This is a genomic window from Allofournierella massiliensis, assembly GCF_004345265.1.
GTDB classification, from domain to species: Bacteria; Bacillota; Clostridia; order Oscillospirales; family Ruminococcaceae; genus Allofournierella; species Allofournierella massiliensis.
This window is the reverse complement of the sequence record NZ_SLUM01000005.1, coordinates 45966-62146: the sequence shown is the minus strand read 5'-3', so window position 1 is coordinate 62146 and position 16181 is coordinate 45966. Positions and strand designations below refer to the sequence as shown.

Genomic DNA, 16181 nt, shown 5'->3' with positions numbered 1-16181 from the left:
GGTGTTTGGTTGGAATTGTCCAACCAAAAGCCGATCCGTGGTGTTGTCTGCATTTTACTAAATACAAATTCAATGTATACAGAAAGATATAAGGAGTGGGAGGGATTCCGCCGTAGTTGGCATTGTAGGAAAATCCAAAAGTTTAGATTTTCCCACAATGCTTATCTTTTGGTCTTTGGTTCGGAATAGTGTAGTGCTGGCGGTCTATCTCTTGTTTTCGGTTGCTTGCTTCCTTACCGTACATGAGCATTGTGACCGGGGATATAGCAGACTACCGCACCTTCACCACCAGCGTTGAGGTGGAGATCCTGGACCATGAGGAACGAAAACTTGCGACCCTGGCATACCGATGGGATGAACTGGCTCCGCTTCTGCGGGGGAATGTATGTAAAGGAACTGGACGGCTTCCTTCAGGACCCGGAAGGCTTCGCAGACCGGCACACCTCCCCCTTGGAAGGAACTCCATCTTACCAGGTGGGCGATCAGGTAACGCTCCCCGCGCCCGACCACCCCATCACCGGCACGATTGATGCCATTGAAGATACAACGGTCCGCATTTATACCGGGCCTTATGCCTGGAGCTATGATGTCATCAACCGGGAACAGTTTGAAACTTGGCTCCGCCAAGATGGGCGAAACGCCGGACTGTTCACGCAGGAGGAAAAAGAACCCCCTGCGCCGGAAATCACCTCCGAGCCGGTAACAGTCTATCCGGGGGACAAAAACGGACTTCCCTATGATGTGGTGGTGGAACGGCTGCACATAGACGAGCCGGAACCCATACCGCCGGAACCGGCCCCGCCTTTGGAACCGGCTGGCCATCGGGGAAACACGGGCCAGCTTCGCCAGGACGCGCAGAACTTCCGCATCACGGACGACCACCTGGGCGAAGGCGGGCCGAGGCTCAAATACCAGGCCAATATCACCGCCATCCGGCTGTTGAAGGAGCTTGAAGCAGCGAGCCAGCAGGCCAGCCCGGAACAGCAGGAAGTGCTGTCCCGCTATGTGGGCTGGGGCGGCGTGCCGGAGGCTTTCGACCCATCCAAAACGGCATGGGCCAAGGAGTATGCCGAGCTGAAGGAGCTTTTGACCCCGGAGGAATATGAAGCAGCCAGGGCCTCCACCCTGAACGCCCACTACACCAGCCCTATCAGCCCGATGGGGCTGCCGACTGCGGCGGCCTGGCTGCTGGGAAAGGTTCAGGGCTTGCGGTATGCAATCCAGGATCGCATTTACAGGTGAACGCGCCGCCCGGATATGGTATAATCGGAACATGGAAAGGCGGTGGCGGCATGGGAGCCAGCAACAAGGTCTGCCCGGTCTGCGGCAGGAAAATGAAGCAGCAGTTCATCGGCTTGCAGCACTGTAAATGCGGCATAAGCTGGAAAAAGGACATCGGATTTTTTGAGCGCACCAGCGACATGGTATTTGCTCTGGAACGGCGGACTGTGGGGAAAAAGGTAAAACAGGTTCCCGTGATCCGGCGCAAAGACTGAACAGAATACCATCATCAAGGGCGGCCTGCCTTTATTCATTCTCTCTTGACCTTTGTGTGGTTGACTTTGAGCAGGCTGTGTGGTAGACTTTTTTCTACAAGTAAAACTATAACTCCCCGGAAAGGAAGTGAAACAATGGGAAAGGAAAAGCCAGTAGAGGGAAAGTTTGTTACTTCGGTCAAAGTCGGGCCAAAAGGACAGATCATTGTCCCGAAAGAGGTTCGGGATATGTTTAATATCCAGCCGGGCGATATGCTGTTGATGTTGGCCGATGTCGAACAGGGCATTGCTATCCAAACATTCAATACCACGAATGAAATGTTTGAAAATCTGTTTCCGGGAAAGAAATAATTTATGGAGAATATATTACCGCGCTTCATTTCGAGGCGCGGTGTTTTTTTGGCGCAAAAGTAAAACTTGTAAAACTTATATTGACTTTCACTACTTTGCGCGCTATAATGCAAGTGCAGTGTTACGAGTAAAACTTGTAACACAAGAAAAAGGAGGAAACCGGATGACAGAAGAAAAAAAGAATAGTACGTCTGTCGGGAAAAACCGTTACATGGCTACCGTCAAAGTCGGTTCAAAAGGTCAGATTGTCATACCGCAAAAGGCACGACAGCTTTTGCACCTAAAACCGGGCGATATGCTCCTGATGCGAGCTGATAGCTCCCTCGGTATTGCCATTCAACCACTTGATATGGTTGGCGATTTGTTTGACGATCTTTTCCGCACATCACCTAACTAATTTTTAAGGAGGATTTTATGAGATTACTTGAAGTAGAGGGGTTGACGAAAAAGTACCCCAAATTCACATTGAAGAATGTTTCGTTCTCTTTGGAACAAGGGAGAATTATGGGCCTGATCGGTAAAAACGGTGCTGGCAAAAGTACAACGCTTAAATCCATACTCAACATGGTTTACCCGGACAAAGGGTGTATTAAAATGCTCGGTCACGATTTCCGGCAGGATGAAGAAAGCTGCAAACAAAATGTCGGTGTGGTTTTAGGGAGTATTCAGTTTTATCAAGACAAAAAACTGCAAACGATTACCGGCGTGACGAAGCGTTTTTACCAGAACTGGGATGATGCCGCATACCGAAAATATATGTCTATGTTTGAACTCGACGAGCAAAAACAGGTAAAGCAGCTTTCAGAAGGCATGAAGGTGAAATATTTAATTGCCCTTGCGCTTTCGCATGACGCCAAACTGCTTATTTTCGACGAACCGACCAGCGGCCTTGACCCTGTGGCCCGTGAGGATTTGTTGGAGCTTTTTCAGCAGTTGGTAAAGGACGGGAAAAGAAGCATTTTATTTTCTACGCATATCACTTCGGATTTGGACAAATGCGCTGACGATATAACCTATATCAAAAATGGTGAAATCATCGCCAGCGCGGATAAGGCTTCCTTTATTCAGGCTTTCCAATCCCTGAAAGCTCCCGGCGAAGATAGCCTGAATTTGGAGGAAATCATGGTGAGAAATGAAAGGGGGACTTATAATGTCTAATTTACTCTATAAAGAGTGGCATCTTGCCGTACATTCTGTTGTATATCTGTTCCTGCTGATCGGGGCGTTGCTTCTGGTTCCCGCATATCCGTATGGCATGATCTTTTTCTTTGGTTGCCTCGGACTATATTTTACTTCCCAATTTGCCAGAGAAAATTCCGACGCCTTTTACACAGCTACGCTTCCCATCAAAAAGCGCCATGTAGTAAAAAGTAAATGCCTGCTGTTCGTTAGTATCGAGATTGCACAACTTATTATCTGCATACCGTTTTCAATCATCCGCTTGTGGACGCTCCCTGACGGCAATCCTGTTGGCATTGAGGCGAATGTAGCATACTTTGGATTTGGCCTGATTGTCTATGCCATATTTAACTTTCTGTACCTAACTGTGCTTTTTCAGTCTGCATACCAAGTAGGCAAGGCGTTTGTAATTGCCATTATCCCGGCAACTGCGGTAATCGCGTTGATGGAATATAGCGTACACCTGCCGTCCTTTACATGGCTTGATAGCTTACAGACAGGCGATTTGATAAGGCAGCTTCCTATATTGGGCATCGGTATCTTGATCTACATTGTCGGCAACATTTTGACCTATCGCGTTGCATCGAAGCGTTTTGAACACGTTGACCTCTAATGCACTGACATTCATATTAGGACTTTGATTTAGACCATAAACGCTTGATACACAATTCATTCCATAATCATCTGCCGGACGACGGCAAAAAGAAAAAAGCCGTCGTTCAGCAGGCAATCATCATGCCATAATTCTATCGCGGCGGCTTTTAATAAATTCAGGGCCGCCGCTCTTTTGCCCCTCAAAGGAATGACGACCACGCGCTAAAGATTACGGCGGCTTTAGGAGGGAGCCGCCGTGAAGCGAGAACAGCTTCGACATAATCCGGCAGGAAACTACCTGTCAAAAAAAGCCTATCCCCAGCAGTGGGGACTTATATCCAAGAAGATGAACTATACTATGTAGGTAAGCAGCAAAGCACACCAGATAGCGTCTGGCTGGCGTATGACCAGTCAGGCGTTTTTTGTCGCATCCTGCGGTTTTCCGTGGGGTGTCGTTCTCCACCGTCCCCATTTCAATTCACCCGTCAACCCCTGCATTGAAATGGAGGACAAGTATGTTCAATAAGAAAAGTGAATACGCGCAGAATAAGCGCGAGAAAGATATCCGAGCGATCAACGCATACCTTAGACTCGGACAGGCACTCCGGGCGCGATGACAGCGCGGGGGTTAAAGATACTTTCTCACGACCTCCCACAGACTTGAGGGGGAACCCTGCGGCACACGCTTTGAACGATGCTGCGGAGTTATGACAGCCCTGCCAGGGGCGGCCTGTAATATCCCCACCGCTGGGGATGCGTGGCAAATACAGCGGGCTTGAAGTTACTGAAAAGTCAAGGCAGCCGCGCCGAAGTGCGCCGTATGTTACAACGGCTCCAACCAGATCGGCGCGGCTGCTTTTTTTGTTCTCGAAGGAGGCGAACAATTATGACTTCAAATTCGCCTGTTTGTTATGCGAATATCCCGTCCGGAACTTCCGGGCGTACTCATACAGAAAGATACTCCGCTGTTCAGCCTGCGGGCTTTGGTAAGATCGGCATGACGATTGAAGAAGCTGCCGACTATACCGGCATTGGGCGCAACACCCTCCGCCGCCTCGTGGATTGGGGAAAAATCCCGGTCCTGCGGATTGGGCGTAAGTCCATAGTCCGTGTGGATGTGATTTGCTGTTTTATGCAGATCAACGAGGGCCGCGACCTTCTGGACCGCAATCAGGTCCTTGCAGTGGATTGAACATAGAAACTTTTGATATTTAGCAAGCGGTATGTTTGATAGATTGGCCACCCTTTGCTATAATCAGGGTGACACATCACTACGGTTCCGTTTGCCAGCATAGAAAGGAGTTTGCTATGGCAAAAGGATCTGTAAGAAAGAAAGGAAAGAAGTGGTACTATCGCTTTTATGTAGAGGATGCCAGCGGCAACCGCGTTCAGAAGGAATTTCCGGGAACAGAAAGCAAGAGTGAAACCGAGTCACTGCTCCGCAAGGCGATGGAGGACTATGAAACCAAGATGTTTCTGGCGCAGGCCAAGAACATCACTTTGGGAGATATGCTGGATATGTGGGTGGAGGAAGAACTGAAACCCGGCTCATTGAGTGATGGAACGGTGACAGCCTACATCAACACTGTTTCCCGCATCAAGAAGCATCCCATTGGAAAACGCAAGCTCAAGACGGTAACTTCCGACCATCTGCAAAGCTATATGGACTTGTTGAGCTTCGGAGGGACAGACCCTGATGGGAAAACTGTTGAGGCATTGAGTAAAGGATCGCTGGGCCAGTATTCAGCGGTGCTTCAAAACTCTTTCAGATTTGCGGTTTTTCCCAAGCGGCTGATTACTTTCAATCCGATGCAGTATGTGGTGAAGCGGATTAAAGGTGATGAATATGAGCTGTTCACTGAGGATGGTACAGGCGACCTTCCTGCTGAAACGCCGACAATCTCCCATGAGCAGTATTTGGCACTGAACGAGCTTCTGAAGAAAAAACACAATCCCGCGTTACTGCCTATCCAGATCGCCTATTTCGCCGGGCTTCGTATCGGTGAGGTGTGCGGGCTGACCTGGCAGGACATCGACCTGAAGGAACAATGCCTCACCATTCGCCGGAGTATGCGGTATGACTCCGTAAGGAAGAAAACACAGATCGGCCCCACAAAGCGTAAGAAAATCCGTACTGTGGATTTCTGCGACACCCTGGCGGCCATCCTGCGGGAAGCCAAAAAGGAGCAAATGCTGAACAGCATCAAATATGGACCGCTGTACTCACAAAACTACTACCGCATCGTCAAGGAAAAGAACCGCACCTACTATGAGGTCTATTCCTTGCCCCGGACAGAGACACCACCAGAAGGTTACACCCAGGTTTCCTTCGTCTGCCTGCGGCCCGATGGAGCTTATGAAGCCCCGGCAACGGTCAGCAGTGTGTGCCGATACTCCCGAAAGAAGATCGGGGATATGGATGATTTTCACTTCCATCTGTTGAGGCATACATATACGACCAACCTTCTCTCTCACGGGGCAGCACCCAAGGATGTGCAGGAGCTGCTGGGACATTCTGATGTAAGTACCACGATGAACATTTACGCCCACGCCACCAGAGAGGCCAAGCGAACTTCCGCAAGGCTGCTGGATAAGGTTGTAGGGACAGCCTGAAAAAAGTTTCCCTCATTTCTTCTCGCAAGGGAAAAAATGAGGGGAAAGGGCCAAACCGAGGTGGCGAAAACGCTGGAAACACCAGTGTTTTCAAGGGGTATAGAAATTTTAACTGAGAAAATCAAATTCGCACACTTTTTCTGGCTTTGTAGTTCAGGTATAATATGAACAGAGGAGCTTTTTCAAAAAAAGCCCCCTTCTCCACCTAAACTCCACCTTTGTATGTTACACTACCCTTGGAGGTGCAAGCAATGTCAAAAATGATGTTGATCATAGAGGATGAAGAACCCATTCAGAATATTATCAAGGCGTTCCTGGAAGACGCGGGCTACACGGTGGTCCTGGCCGCTGATGGCCTGGAAGGAATTGAACAGTTCCGGGCGAACAAGCCCGACCTGGTGCTTCTGGACTTAATGCTCCCCAAAATTGACGGATTTGCCGTGTGTGAGATCTTGCGGAAGGAGAGCCGGGTTCCCATTATCATGCTCACCGCTTTAGACGATGACGACAGCCAGATGAAGGGATTTGACGCCCTGGCAGATGATTACATCACCAAGCCCTTTTCCATGCCGATTGTGATGAAGCACATCGAAGCGGTGCTGCGTCGGGCCGAACAGGGCGGCGCTGCGCCCAATAACGTGATCCGCTATAAGGAAATCACGGTGGATACGGACAGCCTTACCGTCCTTGTTGGAACAGAAAGCGTTTCCTTGACCACCAGGGAATTTGAGATTTTGAAGCTCCTTTTGGAGAACCAGGGCCGGGTGGTGTCCAGGGAAAGACTGCTGGACACGGTTTGGGGCTACGACTATATTGGCGACGAAAAAATCGTCAACACCCACATCAAGAATATCCGCAAGAAGCTGGGTGTGGACTACATAGAAACCATGAGAGGGGCGGGATATAAAATTGAGAAAGAAGATCAGTGAAAGCATTCAGGCCAAGACCTTCCTCAGTATGCTGGCGCTGCTGGTGGTCTGCTGCATCCTCATTTACGGCATGGTAATGATCTTTCTGCCGAGAAATTATCATACGGAGCTGAAAGGACAGGTCACTTCTGATTTTTATGACTTGGTGGAGGTTCTGGAGCGGAATGGCTGGGAGGCCAGTTCGGACAGTCTTATGGAATTTTCCATGACGAACAACGCCTCGGTGGAAGTCAACGATAATTATGGGAATAATCTGTTCTCCGTGAATTTTGCCGATATGGAGAACCTGGACACTTCCGTTCCCTCTATGAGCTGTTCTGCAACATTCCAGCAAGGCGGGCAGACCTACCATGTATTTGCCAATGCCGCCCTTGTCGCGGTGGCGCAGTCCTATGACATCCTGCTGAAGCTCATCCCCTTTATCGCCGTTGTGATTTTGTTGATCTCCGTCATCGGGGCGGTGGTTTGTTCCCGGTACTATTCCAAGCCGCTGGTCAATATCAGCAACGTGGCAAAGCGGATGACTACTCTGGACATGACCTGGAAGTGCGAAGTTAACCGAAAAGACGAAATCGGTGTGCTTGTCACCAGCCTGAATGAGATGGCGGAGCAGCTCAACAATGCGCTGGCCAGCCTGCGTTCGGCAAACTGGCAGTTGAAGAAAGATATTGAGCGGGAGCGTGAGCAGGAAAAGCAGCGCGTGGAATTTTTCACCGCCGTCTCCCATGAGCTGAAAACCCCCATCGCCATCATCAAGGGGCAACTGGAGGGCATGATCTATCAGGTGGGCGAATACAAAGACCGCGATACTTACCTGCGCCGGTGCCTGAAAACCACCAATGACATGGAGGCGCTGGTAAAGGAGATTCTATCGGCGGCCCGGATGGGCGGCAGCGATTTCCACTTGGAGCGTACCGACCTGGACATCAGCCAAATGCTGCGAAAAGTCTGCCAGCAGTTCCGTGGCCGGATGGAGGACAAGCAGATCGAGCTTCGCATGGACATCCAGCCGGAATACCACTACCAGGGGGATCGGCGGCTCATGGAGAAGGTGTTCACCAATGTGATCGGAAATGCCGTGGCCTATTCGCCGGTGGGCGCGGTGATTACTGTCACCCAAAAAGACGAGGTGTTTTCCGTGGAGAATACCGGCGTACACATTACAGAGGAAGATTTGGAGCGTATCTTCACTCCCTTCTATCGGGTGGACAAGTCAAGAAACCGGAACAGCGGCGGCAGCGGCCTGGGGCTGTATATCACTAAAACCATCCTGGATCACCACGAAATCATCCACAACATGGTTAATACGGAAAATGGAGTGAAGTTTACGGCGTTTTTGTGGTGATGGCACCATATTATCATTCAAAAGCGTTGGATGCATATCTCATGGGGTGGCACATCCGGCGCTTTATTATGGATTATCTATGCCTTTGGGTGGATAACAAGTTTATTTTCCGGTGCCATTCAGCCTAATTTCTTATGCTCGTAGCATCTTTTGAATGTAAGCCTTTCTTTTACGGGAAGTTGCGTTATTGTTAATCTGCGTTGCTTGCCGTATGAGGGCTAATGTGTTACTTTGGATTTATCAAAGCAAAGGAGTGTAACGCACAATGTTTGGAGAAAACTTAAAAACTCTCAGAAAGCAGAAAGGCTTTTCACAGGAAGAATTGGCAACAAGGCTCCATGTAGTCCGACAGACCATTTCTAAGTGGGAGAAAAATTTATCTGTTCCCGACGCCGATACCCTTATCCGATTGGCTGAAATATTGGAAGTATCTGTCAGCGAATTGCTGGGGGCAAAAATTGAAAATGAAAATACCGCCAGTGATGTCGCAGAGCAGTTATCAAGGATAAATGAGCAGCTTGCAATCAAAAATCGCCGCTCACGCCGTATCTGGAAAATCGTTGCCATTATATTGGCGGCTATCGTTTTAATAAACATTTTCATTGCCGTGTTTTTCAGCGTTCCAAACCTCAATGAAGGCATTCAGAGCAATCAGCCAGAGATAACCGATCAAATACAAAACATAGAGGAATGAATGGAAAAGCCAGCCGAACTATTCAACGATAAAATAAACACCACCTGCAAAACAAGCTGATCCGGGCTATCCTAAAGGACAGCCCATAAGAAAACGCCGGACGCGGCGGCCTGCTGGCCCTGCGCCCGGTGCTTTCTTATGGATTTTCCTCTACGCATTTAGAAGCCTTTGCTGGCGGGGATTGGATAATCTGTCCTGCTTACCTGCCGACTACGCCGGGAAAGTCTTACTACGGATGCGCTTTTAACGTCCTAAATGAGTAGACAAGAACGGGATTTTTTGTACCAGAATGGCTTTGCTTGCTGCTGCTTTAGATATGAAGTACAATAGATTTAATTGCTTGTTTCCTGCAGGTTGATTTTTCTTCAAGAAGTTAAAATATGCTCCATTGTTTTTTGGATTCCAGTTTTCTATACTATTATCAGGAGGTAGGGATAATGAAAGAAATCAATCTTGGCCGTATCCTGGTTGAAAATCGCCATAAGCGTGGGATTACACAGGATGAGCTGGCCGTATATATGGGAGTATCTAAAGCCGCTGTTTCAAAATGGGAAACAGGAATGACATATCCTGATATTACTTTGTTACCGCAGCTTGCCACCTATTTTAATATCAGTATTGATGAACTGATTGGCTATGAGCCACAAATGACAAAGGAGCAGATTCGAGTCCTATGTCGAAAATTAGCAACCGACTTTTCTACGCAGCCGATAGAAAAGGTACGGGAGCAATGCCAGGAAATTACGAAAAAGTATTTCTCCTGTTTTCCTCTTTTGTATCAGATTGGGAGCTTGTATGTAAACTATAGCCCATTGGTTGAGAATAAGGATACGGCAAAAGAAATGTTAGAGGATGCCAGCAGGTTATTTGAACGGGTAAAGTCCGAAACAGACAATGTGGATCTGGCAAAACAGGCTCTCAATATGGAAGCACTATGCCAATTAACCTTGGGCAAGCCATCAGAAGTATTAAATCTTTTGGGCGAGCCAGATTTTTCTATGACATCCACAGAACCCTTGCTGGCTTCTGCCTACCACTTTTTGGGTAATAAAAAAGAGGCCAAGAGTATTTTACAAGTTGGCATTTTCCAACATACCGTTGTGCTTATCAATCTACTATCCATCTATCTGGGGCTGTGTTTGGAGCGCAAAGAAGTCTTTGAAGAAACGGCAAGAAAATCCTATGCAATTATAGAGGCTTTTGACTTGGAGAAACTGCACCCAGGGATTATACTTCCGCTGTATTTCACGCTTGCACAAGGGTATATGAAACTGGGAAACTCTGAAAAAGCGTTGGAACTGCTGGAACGATATACAAAACTGGCAACCAGCAATATCTATCCCTTGAGTTTTCACGGAAATGAATACTTTGACCTTTTAGATGGCTGGCTGGAAAACACACTTACGATGGGGAGCGATATGCCGCGCAATGAGATGACGATTAAGAAAAGCGCAGTAGAAGCCATTATTAACTGCAAGACCTTTGAACCGTTGAAAGACGATGTTCATTTCCAAAATATCATAAAGCGGCTGAAAACCCTTGAAGAAAATGGTTGAGCCGGTTTAGAAACGGAGGCTAATAAAATGATTCGCAAACTGTTAAAAAACCTTCTTGGTGAAAATTTCACCGAAAATAACGCAAAACTGGCGTCCGTCAATTTTGCGATTGTCCTTTTGATGTTTCTTCTGTCCGGCATTATGCTGTTCTTCCTGCCGGAGCAGATTTCTATTTTGCATACGGGTGATACCTATTATCCCTTACCCAGTGTTTTAGCTGTTTGGTTGCTCCCAATCATTGCGCTGGTTATAAACATCGGATTTATCAAGCAGAAGCGGCTTTCAAAAATGAATAGCATTGTGTTTGTTGTTCTTTTAGTAATAATGATGACATCCTACATTTCACAGATATGAGCCGGATCAACCATGAAGCGTACACTCTATAAAGCAATCTTAAAAAGTAGAAGCGCCCCCATTATTACGCTTTCACTTTCTATGATCGGTATTTATGTGGGGTACTTGATATGGTATGTATTGGGTCACTACCTTCCCGGACCAATATCTGTCTATCGTGTGTTCGTGTCCATCCTTGCAATTTGGATAAGTACATTTATTGCGATATATAAAATACCCGATCAGCTTTTTACAAATCGCCGGATAAAAGATGTTCTGTGCTTTCCGCTGTCGTCAAGCAGATTAGTCCTGTTAGTCATTGGCCGTCTTGCCTGCGTACAATTAGGCGTTACCATTTCTGCATTTTGGGCCTGCTTTTTATATGCCACTTCAGATTGGCTTTCGACAGTAACAATCATGCTGTTTTGTTGGATAGGTAGCTGTTTGATTGATCTGCTTGTTCTGCTGATTTCTATGGCTATCGCCAATTTGCTTCCGGCATCCAGTGTGGGATATGGATTTATAGTTTTACAATATGGGGCATTTTTGCTGTTGGCCCTTTCAGCCGGCAATCTTGTATCAGAAATTTTCTTTGTGCCGGATTTTTTAGATAACCTGAATGAAGCGTTTTGCCCCGACAAGTGGCTCCTGATTGCAATGTTGGTTGCAGCTTTGTCAACTCTTTGTGCTTACTTTTGCGTAAAGGCTGGATATGTTCGCGGGTATCTGAACACCCAGAACTTTCAGCATCAAAAAGCCAATAAAGCCATAGCGCCTACAAAAATTAAAAATCCGTACTTCCTGTTGGAATGGAAACGGGTATCAAGAAACAAGGAACTCATTTTCTTTTCAAACATTAAGAATATCATAACAGTAGTTGTTCTGTGTGGGCTATTGATGCAAAACTTTGATTGGATAGGAGTGTCCGAGCGATATACCATAGAATTGTTTCTGCTGGTGTCCTGCTGTGCTGTGAACACCATTTCAAGCACCGCCTATTCCAGCGATCCGAATAAAGCATACATTTCATTTCTTCCCATATCCTCACACCGATTATTTTTCTGGAAAACCCTGCAAGGTTTCTTTTGGGGAGAGATTACTGTATTGCTGTTCTGGGTGGGAGCAACCTTTTTTCATGGTATATCTGCACTGGATGCCTTCTTGCTTCTCATTTATGGAACTGTCATGAATTATGGCTGTGTATGGCTTGGAGTATTTTTAGACTATAAAATGCCACGCTCACCAAATAGCACAAATGAGCTGCTCCATGGAAATATCAGCAAAGTAATCGTGCTTTTTGCTTCAATAACTTTGACTGTTGGGGAAATCTATTTTATAACGCAAATCATTGATTATATTTCTCTGCTGCCATTTGCTGTTTGTGTGAGTGGTTGTGTTGTTGCGATAGAGTGCGTATATTGGTTGTTTTGCAGGAGGAGCTTTCGTGATTAAAGTAAAAGGTATATCGAAAAAGTATGGAAACAGAATAATTTTTGAAAACATCTCCTGCTCCTTGGACAATCAACGGATTTATGCACTGGTTGGCGTCAATGGCATTGGTAAATCCACATTATTAAATGCCATCACACAACCGGCCAGCATGGATAGCGGAAATGTTGAAATTGATGGGATTGATAATCGGGAGTTTAAGTCTAAGTTTCAGTTTTTCTATGTTCCAGACAGCAAAGAGATGTTTTTGAATTTGACCGGAAATGAATACTTGAAGTGCATCATACAGCTATATCGCCAAAATGCCGTTAAAGCAAAAGAAACGCTCGAAAGGTTGTCAGCGGCTTTCAAGTTGGAGCGGTCACTGAACGAATATATTGCAAACTATTCGCTTGGCATGAAACAAAAGGTGTATCTGATTGCGGCCTTTCTTTCTGGTGCAGGAAATTTGATTCTGGATGAACCTTTTAACGGTCTTGATCCAGAAAGTGTTGCCACACTAAAAAAGTTACTGATTGAACATCGGGACGCAGGGAACCTTGTACTCTTTTCAGCCCATAACCTTGATTTGGTTGCAAACTTTTGTGACGATGTGGTTTTTATCGACAAGCAGAGAAAGGTTTTCCAGTTTGAAAATCCACGCGACTTTGTACAACTGGAGGACGCCTTTTTTCAAACTTGTGTCTGATAATAAAGGATTAGTATTCTGCCGAACAATGGCAAAAGAAAAAAGCCGTCGTTCAGCAGCCCATTTTACATGCCTGATTAGATTGCGGCGGCTTTGAACCAATCAAGGCCGCCGATTTTTTTACACTTTATCGCCAACTCCACCTAAAAAATATCTCAACTCCACCTCAACTCCACCTTCGTAGTGTACCATAAGGGTGTTCCCGGCAGACGGGGACACCACCGGAGCGAGAAACGCCCCGGCAAAATACTAAGTTAGGAGGTACACAAGTGAACCCACTGGTTTTACGCAAAGGAAATGAGGTGGCCGTGAGATGAACCTGTGCAAACGGGCCTGCCTGTATTCCATCCGCAAAAAGGGCAAGACCCTCACATTGCTGGCGTTTCTGCTGATCATGGCCACGCTGATGCTGACCTGCCTTTCCATTCAATCGGCTACGGAAACGGCCAACGCCAATATTAAAAAAGCCCTGCTTGGCTATTTCACCATCAACGCCAAGACGCTGGAAAACGGTATCCCGGAGGATACGGTGAGCCAGATTCTTGATGTGGATGGCTTGAGCGGCAGGTACACCCTGCGCTCCTACACCTATGCTACTTATTTTGACGCAGACGGGAACCTTCTGGAGATCAACACCGAGGGCGCTGCCCAGGTGCCGGAGGGCTATGAGAACGCCGGACGGGTGGTAGCAAACTCCAACTCTCAGGAGGACAGCTATTTCACCGATGGTGGCTTTGAGATGGTGGAGGGAAATCCCATCACCACCGAAACCGGCAGCCAGGTGCTGATCCATGAGAAGTTCGCCCAGCGCAATGGCCTGTCTGTGGGCGACACCATGCTGCTGGGGAATGTGGAGGACAAAGATAAGACCATCCCCGTGACGGTGGCCGGGATCTTCACCAACACCGAGGAACAGGATTCCATCGGCATGGCCCCGTCCTATGACCTTTACGACAATATCGTATTTACCGACCTCTCCACCGCCTCTTTCCTGCTCTACGGCAACGAGGGAACCACCAATGTCCAGTACGGGGATTTCTATGTGAACGACCCGGACGAGCTGGAGCGCATTATGACCGATGTGCAGGAATTGGATGGCGTGGATTGGGAGAGCTGCACCCTGACTCGCTACGACAACGACTATCAGAACGCCAAGGAATCCCTGGAGGGCTTGCAGAACATCGTCTTTATCGCCATTGCAGTGGTATCGGTGATCTGTTTCCTGGTGCTAGCCCTGTTCCTGACGCTGCGGCTCCGTGGGCGAATCCATGAAACCGGCGTCTATCTGGCCATGGGCATTTCCAAGGGCTCGGTGCTGCTGCAATACCTGCTGGAAGTGATCCTCGTGGCGGCCATCGCCCTGGTCATCTCCTTCGGCACCAGCACAGCCATTTCCCATCAGATCGGGAGCAGCCTGCTCTCCCAGGTGACAAGCGAAACCTATGAAACGGTGGACTTGACCGGGGAAAGCGAAGCTGCGGAAGAAGAATCCACCGAGGATTTGGGCCTTGCCGAGATCGAGGTGGCTGTTTCCGCCGAGGATTACGCACTGGTGTGGGCTTTCGGCATGGTGCTGTGTGTGGCTTCTACCGCACTGGCGGCCTATCCCATTATGAAGATGAAGCCCAAGAGTATTTTGTCGCAAATGAGTTAAGGAGGTGCAGGCGATATGAATTTAGGAATACGAGCGATTTTATATAGCGCACGGAAGTGGAAAAAGACGCTACTGGTGTTCTGTCTGCTCCTGGCCATTACCACCCTGGTGTTGTCCGGGCTTGCCATAGCTGACGCCCAGGAGGAACAGGCCGAGGAAGTCCGGGGAACCACCGGAGCCAGCTTCACGGTGGAAAGAAACTTATCTACTGGTGGTTGGTCAAATGGCAGCGGTGGTTCATATAGCACTCAGGAATTTATATCTGAGGATATGATTAAGGAAATTGCGTCTGTGGACGGAATCGCTGGTTATGATGCTTCTCTTATTGTACATGAAGATTTCTTTAATGAAGATGGAGAGGCATTGAAAACAGAAAGATACGGTTTTTATTCTTATGGTTCTTATAATTCTGAGTACAACGCTATGTTCTTATCGGGAAGATTTGAACTGGTAGAGGGTTCTCATATAACCGAAGATATGGAAAACGGACTTATCATCAGTCGGGACCTTGCTGATTGGAATGGATTAGAAATTGGAGATACCTTGACAGGGATTTATTATCCTGAAAGCAATACCCCGGCTGTGAATATGGAAATTGTGGGTATTTTTGATATTGTCGCTGACAAAGACGATGCCGTGAATCTGTATGATAATGCGTCCTATTTCGACTATTCAAACTACACCTTTTGCAGTATGGAAGCAGCAGAAGGATTGCTCGAAGGTTGGGGAGACGAAAACGAAGGTATTTCCGAAGCCTATTTCTATGTCTCTGACGCTGCTCAGTTAGATAGCGTGATTGAAGAAGTGCAAAAGATTTCCTCTGTCAACTGGAACAACTTTAACATCACTACCAATGACGAGGTATATCAGAATATTTCCAGCGCCCTTTCCGACACCGGGACTCTGATCACCACCCTCATTGTTGTTATTACTGCTGTGAGCATGGTTCTGATTATTCTGATCCTCTCCATGTCCATCCGCAGCCGGAAACGGGAAACCGGGATTTTGCTGGCCGTTGGAATCGCCAAGCCTGCGGTCATTCTCCAATATGTGCTGGAAACCCTGCTGATCGCAGTGGTGGCCTTCCCGCTGGCGTATCTGTCCAGCAAGCAGGTGGCTGGCACCCTGGGGACGCTGTTCGGCAAGGTGGCGGAGAATGTCATCGTCACACCGGAGCATTTCATGCTGGTAGCCATCGTGGGCGGCGTCCTGCTGGTGGCGGCAGTGCTGGTGTCCAGTATCTCGACCATGCGGTTAAAGCCCAAGCAGATTTTGTCTCAGATGGAGTAAAGGAGGCACA

Annotated in this window: 16 protein-coding genes and 2 pseudogenes; all 18 read left to right on the top strand. The window is 47.7% G+C overall.

The features are described 5' to 3' along the window. Positions 1-621: 621 nt before the first annotated feature. A pseudogene (locus EDD77_RS03805) lies at positions 622-1149 on the top strand (hypothetical protein); the annotation flags it as partial. Continuing rightward, positions 1150-1242, top strand: a pseudogene (locus EDD77_RS18790) (CD1845 family protein); the annotation flags it as partial. It lies immediately after the preceding pseudogene. A gap of 50 nt (positions 1243-1292) precedes the next feature. Further along, entirely contained in the window at positions 1293-1496 is a 204-nt protein-coding gene (locus EDD77_RS03800; RefSeq protein ID WP_058966930.1) for a hypothetical protein, read from the top strand. Positions 1497-1631: 135 nt separating this feature from the next. Further along, positions 1632-1847 carry an AbrB/MazE/SpoVT family DNA-binding domain-containing protein gene (locus EDD77_RS03795; RefSeq protein WP_082669688.1) on the top strand — a complete coding sequence of 72 codons (216 nt, stop codon included), beginning with the start codon at positions 1632-1634 and terminating at the stop codon, positions 1845-1847. 163 nt (positions 1848-2010) lie between these two features. After that, positions 2011-2244, top strand: a complete 234-nt coding sequence (locus EDD77_RS03790) for an AbrB/MazE/SpoVT family DNA-binding domain-containing protein (protein WP_058966928.1) — start codon at positions 2011-2013, stop codon at positions 2242-2244. A gap of 17 nt (positions 2245-2261) precedes the next feature. Then, entirely contained in the window at positions 2262-3005 is a 744-nt protein-coding gene (locus EDD77_RS03785) for an ABC transporter ATP-binding protein (RefSeq protein ID WP_058966926.1), read from the top strand. Further along, positions 2998-3639: an ABC-2 transporter permease gene (locus EDD77_RS03780; RefSeq protein WP_058966924.1), complete on the top strand. Its 642-nt coding sequence runs from the start codon at positions 2998-3000 to the stop codon at positions 3637-3639. Before EDD77_RS03785 ends, EDD77_RS03780 begins: the two co-directional genes overlap by 8 nt. Before the next feature lie 867 nt (positions 3640-4506). Then, positions 4507-4812 (top strand): helix-turn-helix domain-containing protein, encoded by a 306-nt coding sequence (locus EDD77_RS18860; RefSeq protein WP_082669687.1) that lies wholly within the window; start codon positions 4507-4509, stop codon positions 4810-4812. Between the two features lie 116 nt (positions 4813-4928). After that, entirely contained in the window at positions 4929-6233 is a 1305-nt protein-coding gene (locus EDD77_RS03770; RefSeq protein ID WP_058966922.1) for a tyrosine-type recombinase/integrase, read from the top strand. A gap of 251 nt (positions 6234-6484) precedes the next feature. Beyond that, a complete protein-coding gene (locus EDD77_RS03765; RefSeq protein ID WP_058966920.1) occupies positions 6485-7162 on the top strand; it encodes a response regulator transcription factor in 678 nt (225 codons plus the stop codon). Further along, positions 7143-8507, top strand: a complete 1365-nt coding sequence (locus tag EDD77_RS03760) for a sensor histidine kinase (protein WP_207644227.1) — start codon at positions 7143-7145, stop codon at positions 8505-8507. Before EDD77_RS03765 ends, EDD77_RS03760 begins: the two co-directional genes overlap by 20 nt. Before the next feature lie 265 nt (positions 8508-8772). Then, complete coding sequence (locus EDD77_RS03755) at positions 8773-9201, top strand: helix-turn-helix domain-containing protein (RefSeq protein ID WP_058966918.1); 429 nt, start codon at positions 8773-8775, stop codon at positions 9199-9201. Positions 9202-9638: 437 nt separating this feature from the next. Further along, positions 9639-10757: a helix-turn-helix domain-containing protein gene (locus tag EDD77_RS03750; protein WP_058966915.1), complete on the top strand. Its 1119-nt coding sequence runs from the start codon at positions 9639-9641 to the stop codon at positions 10755-10757. Between the two features lie 27 nt (positions 10758-10784). Further along, positions 10785-11111, top strand: coding sequence for a hypothetical protein (locus EDD77_RS03745; RefSeq protein ID WP_058966913.1), 327 nt, complete (start codon positions 10785-10787; stop codon positions 11109-11111). Between the two features lie 12 nt (positions 11112-11123). Beyond that, complete coding sequence (locus EDD77_RS03740; protein ID WP_058966911.1) at positions 11124-12542, top strand: hypothetical protein; 1419 nt, start codon at positions 11124-11126, stop codon at positions 12540-12542. After that, positions 12535-13227 carry an ABC transporter ATP-binding protein gene (locus EDD77_RS03735; protein WP_058966909.1) on the top strand — a complete coding sequence of 231 codons (693 nt, stop codon included), beginning with the start codon at positions 12535-12537 and terminating at the stop codon, positions 13225-13227. The genes EDD77_RS03740 and EDD77_RS03735 overlap by 8 nt, the downstream gene beginning before the upstream one ends. Positions 13228-13540: 313 nt before the next feature. Next, positions 13541-14881, top strand: coding sequence for an ABC transporter permease (locus EDD77_RS03730; RefSeq protein WP_058966907.1), 1341 nt, complete (start codon positions 13541-13543; stop codon positions 14879-14881). 15 nt (positions 14882-14896) lie between these two features. Next, a complete protein-coding gene (locus tag EDD77_RS03725; protein ID WP_058966905.1) occupies positions 14897-16171 on the top strand; it encodes an ABC transporter permease in 1275 nt (424 codons plus the stop codon). The last annotated feature ends 10 nt before the right edge of the window (positions 16172-16181 follow it).

Bases quoted from the DNA above. Each gene is read 5' to 3' on its own strand.
- EDD77_RS03800 (WP_058966930.1), top strand. From the start codon at position 1,293: ATGGGAGCCAGCAACAAGGTCTGCCCGGTCTGCGGCAGGAAAATGAAG.
- EDD77_RS03795 (WP_082669688.1), top strand. From the start codon at position 1,632: ATGGGAAAGGAAAAGCCAGTAGAGGGAAAGTTTGTTACTTCGGTCAAA.
- EDD77_RS03790 (WP_058966928.1), top strand. From the start codon at position 2,011: ATGACAGAAGAAAAAAAGAATAGTACGTCTGTCGGGAAAAACCGTTAC.
- EDD77_RS03785 (WP_058966926.1), top strand. From the start codon at position 2,262: ATGAGATTACTTGAAGTAGAGGGGTTGACGAAAAAGTACCCCAAATTC.
- EDD77_RS03780 (WP_058966924.1), top strand. From the start codon at position 2,998: ATGTCTAATTTACTCTATAAAGAGTGGCATCTTGCCGTACATTCTGTT.
- EDD77_RS18860 (WP_082669687.1), top strand. From the start codon at position 4,507: ATGACTTCAAATTCGCCTGTTTGTTATGCGAATATCCCGTCCGGAACT.
- EDD77_RS03770 (WP_058966922.1), top strand. From the start codon at position 4,929: ATGGCAAAAGGATCTGTAAGAAAGAAAGGAAAGAAGTGGTACTATCGC.
- EDD77_RS03765 (WP_058966920.1), top strand. From the start codon at position 6,485: ATGTCAAAAATGATGTTGATCATAGAGGATGAAGAACCCATTCAGAAT.
- EDD77_RS03755 (WP_058966918.1), top strand. From the start codon at position 8,773: ATGTTTGGAGAAAACTTAAAAACTCTCAGAAAGCAGAAAGGCTTTTCA.
- EDD77_RS03750 (WP_058966915.1), top strand. From the start codon at position 9,639: ATGAAAGAAATCAATCTTGGCCGTATCCTGGTTGAAAATCGCCATAAG.
- EDD77_RS03745 (WP_058966913.1), top strand. From the start codon at position 10,785: ATGATTCGCAAACTGTTAAAAAACCTTCTTGGTGAAAATTTCACCGAA.
- EDD77_RS03740 (WP_058966911.1), top strand. From the start codon at position 11,124: ATGAAGCGTACACTCTATAAAGCAATCTTAAAAAGTAGAAGCGCCCCC.
- EDD77_RS03730 (WP_058966907.1), top strand. From the start codon at position 13,541: ATGAACCTGTGCAAACGGGCCTGCCTGTATTCCATCCGCAAAAAGGGC.
- EDD77_RS03725 (WP_058966905.1), top strand. From the start codon at position 14,897: ATGAATTTAGGAATACGAGCGATTTTATATAGCGCACGGAAGTGGAAA.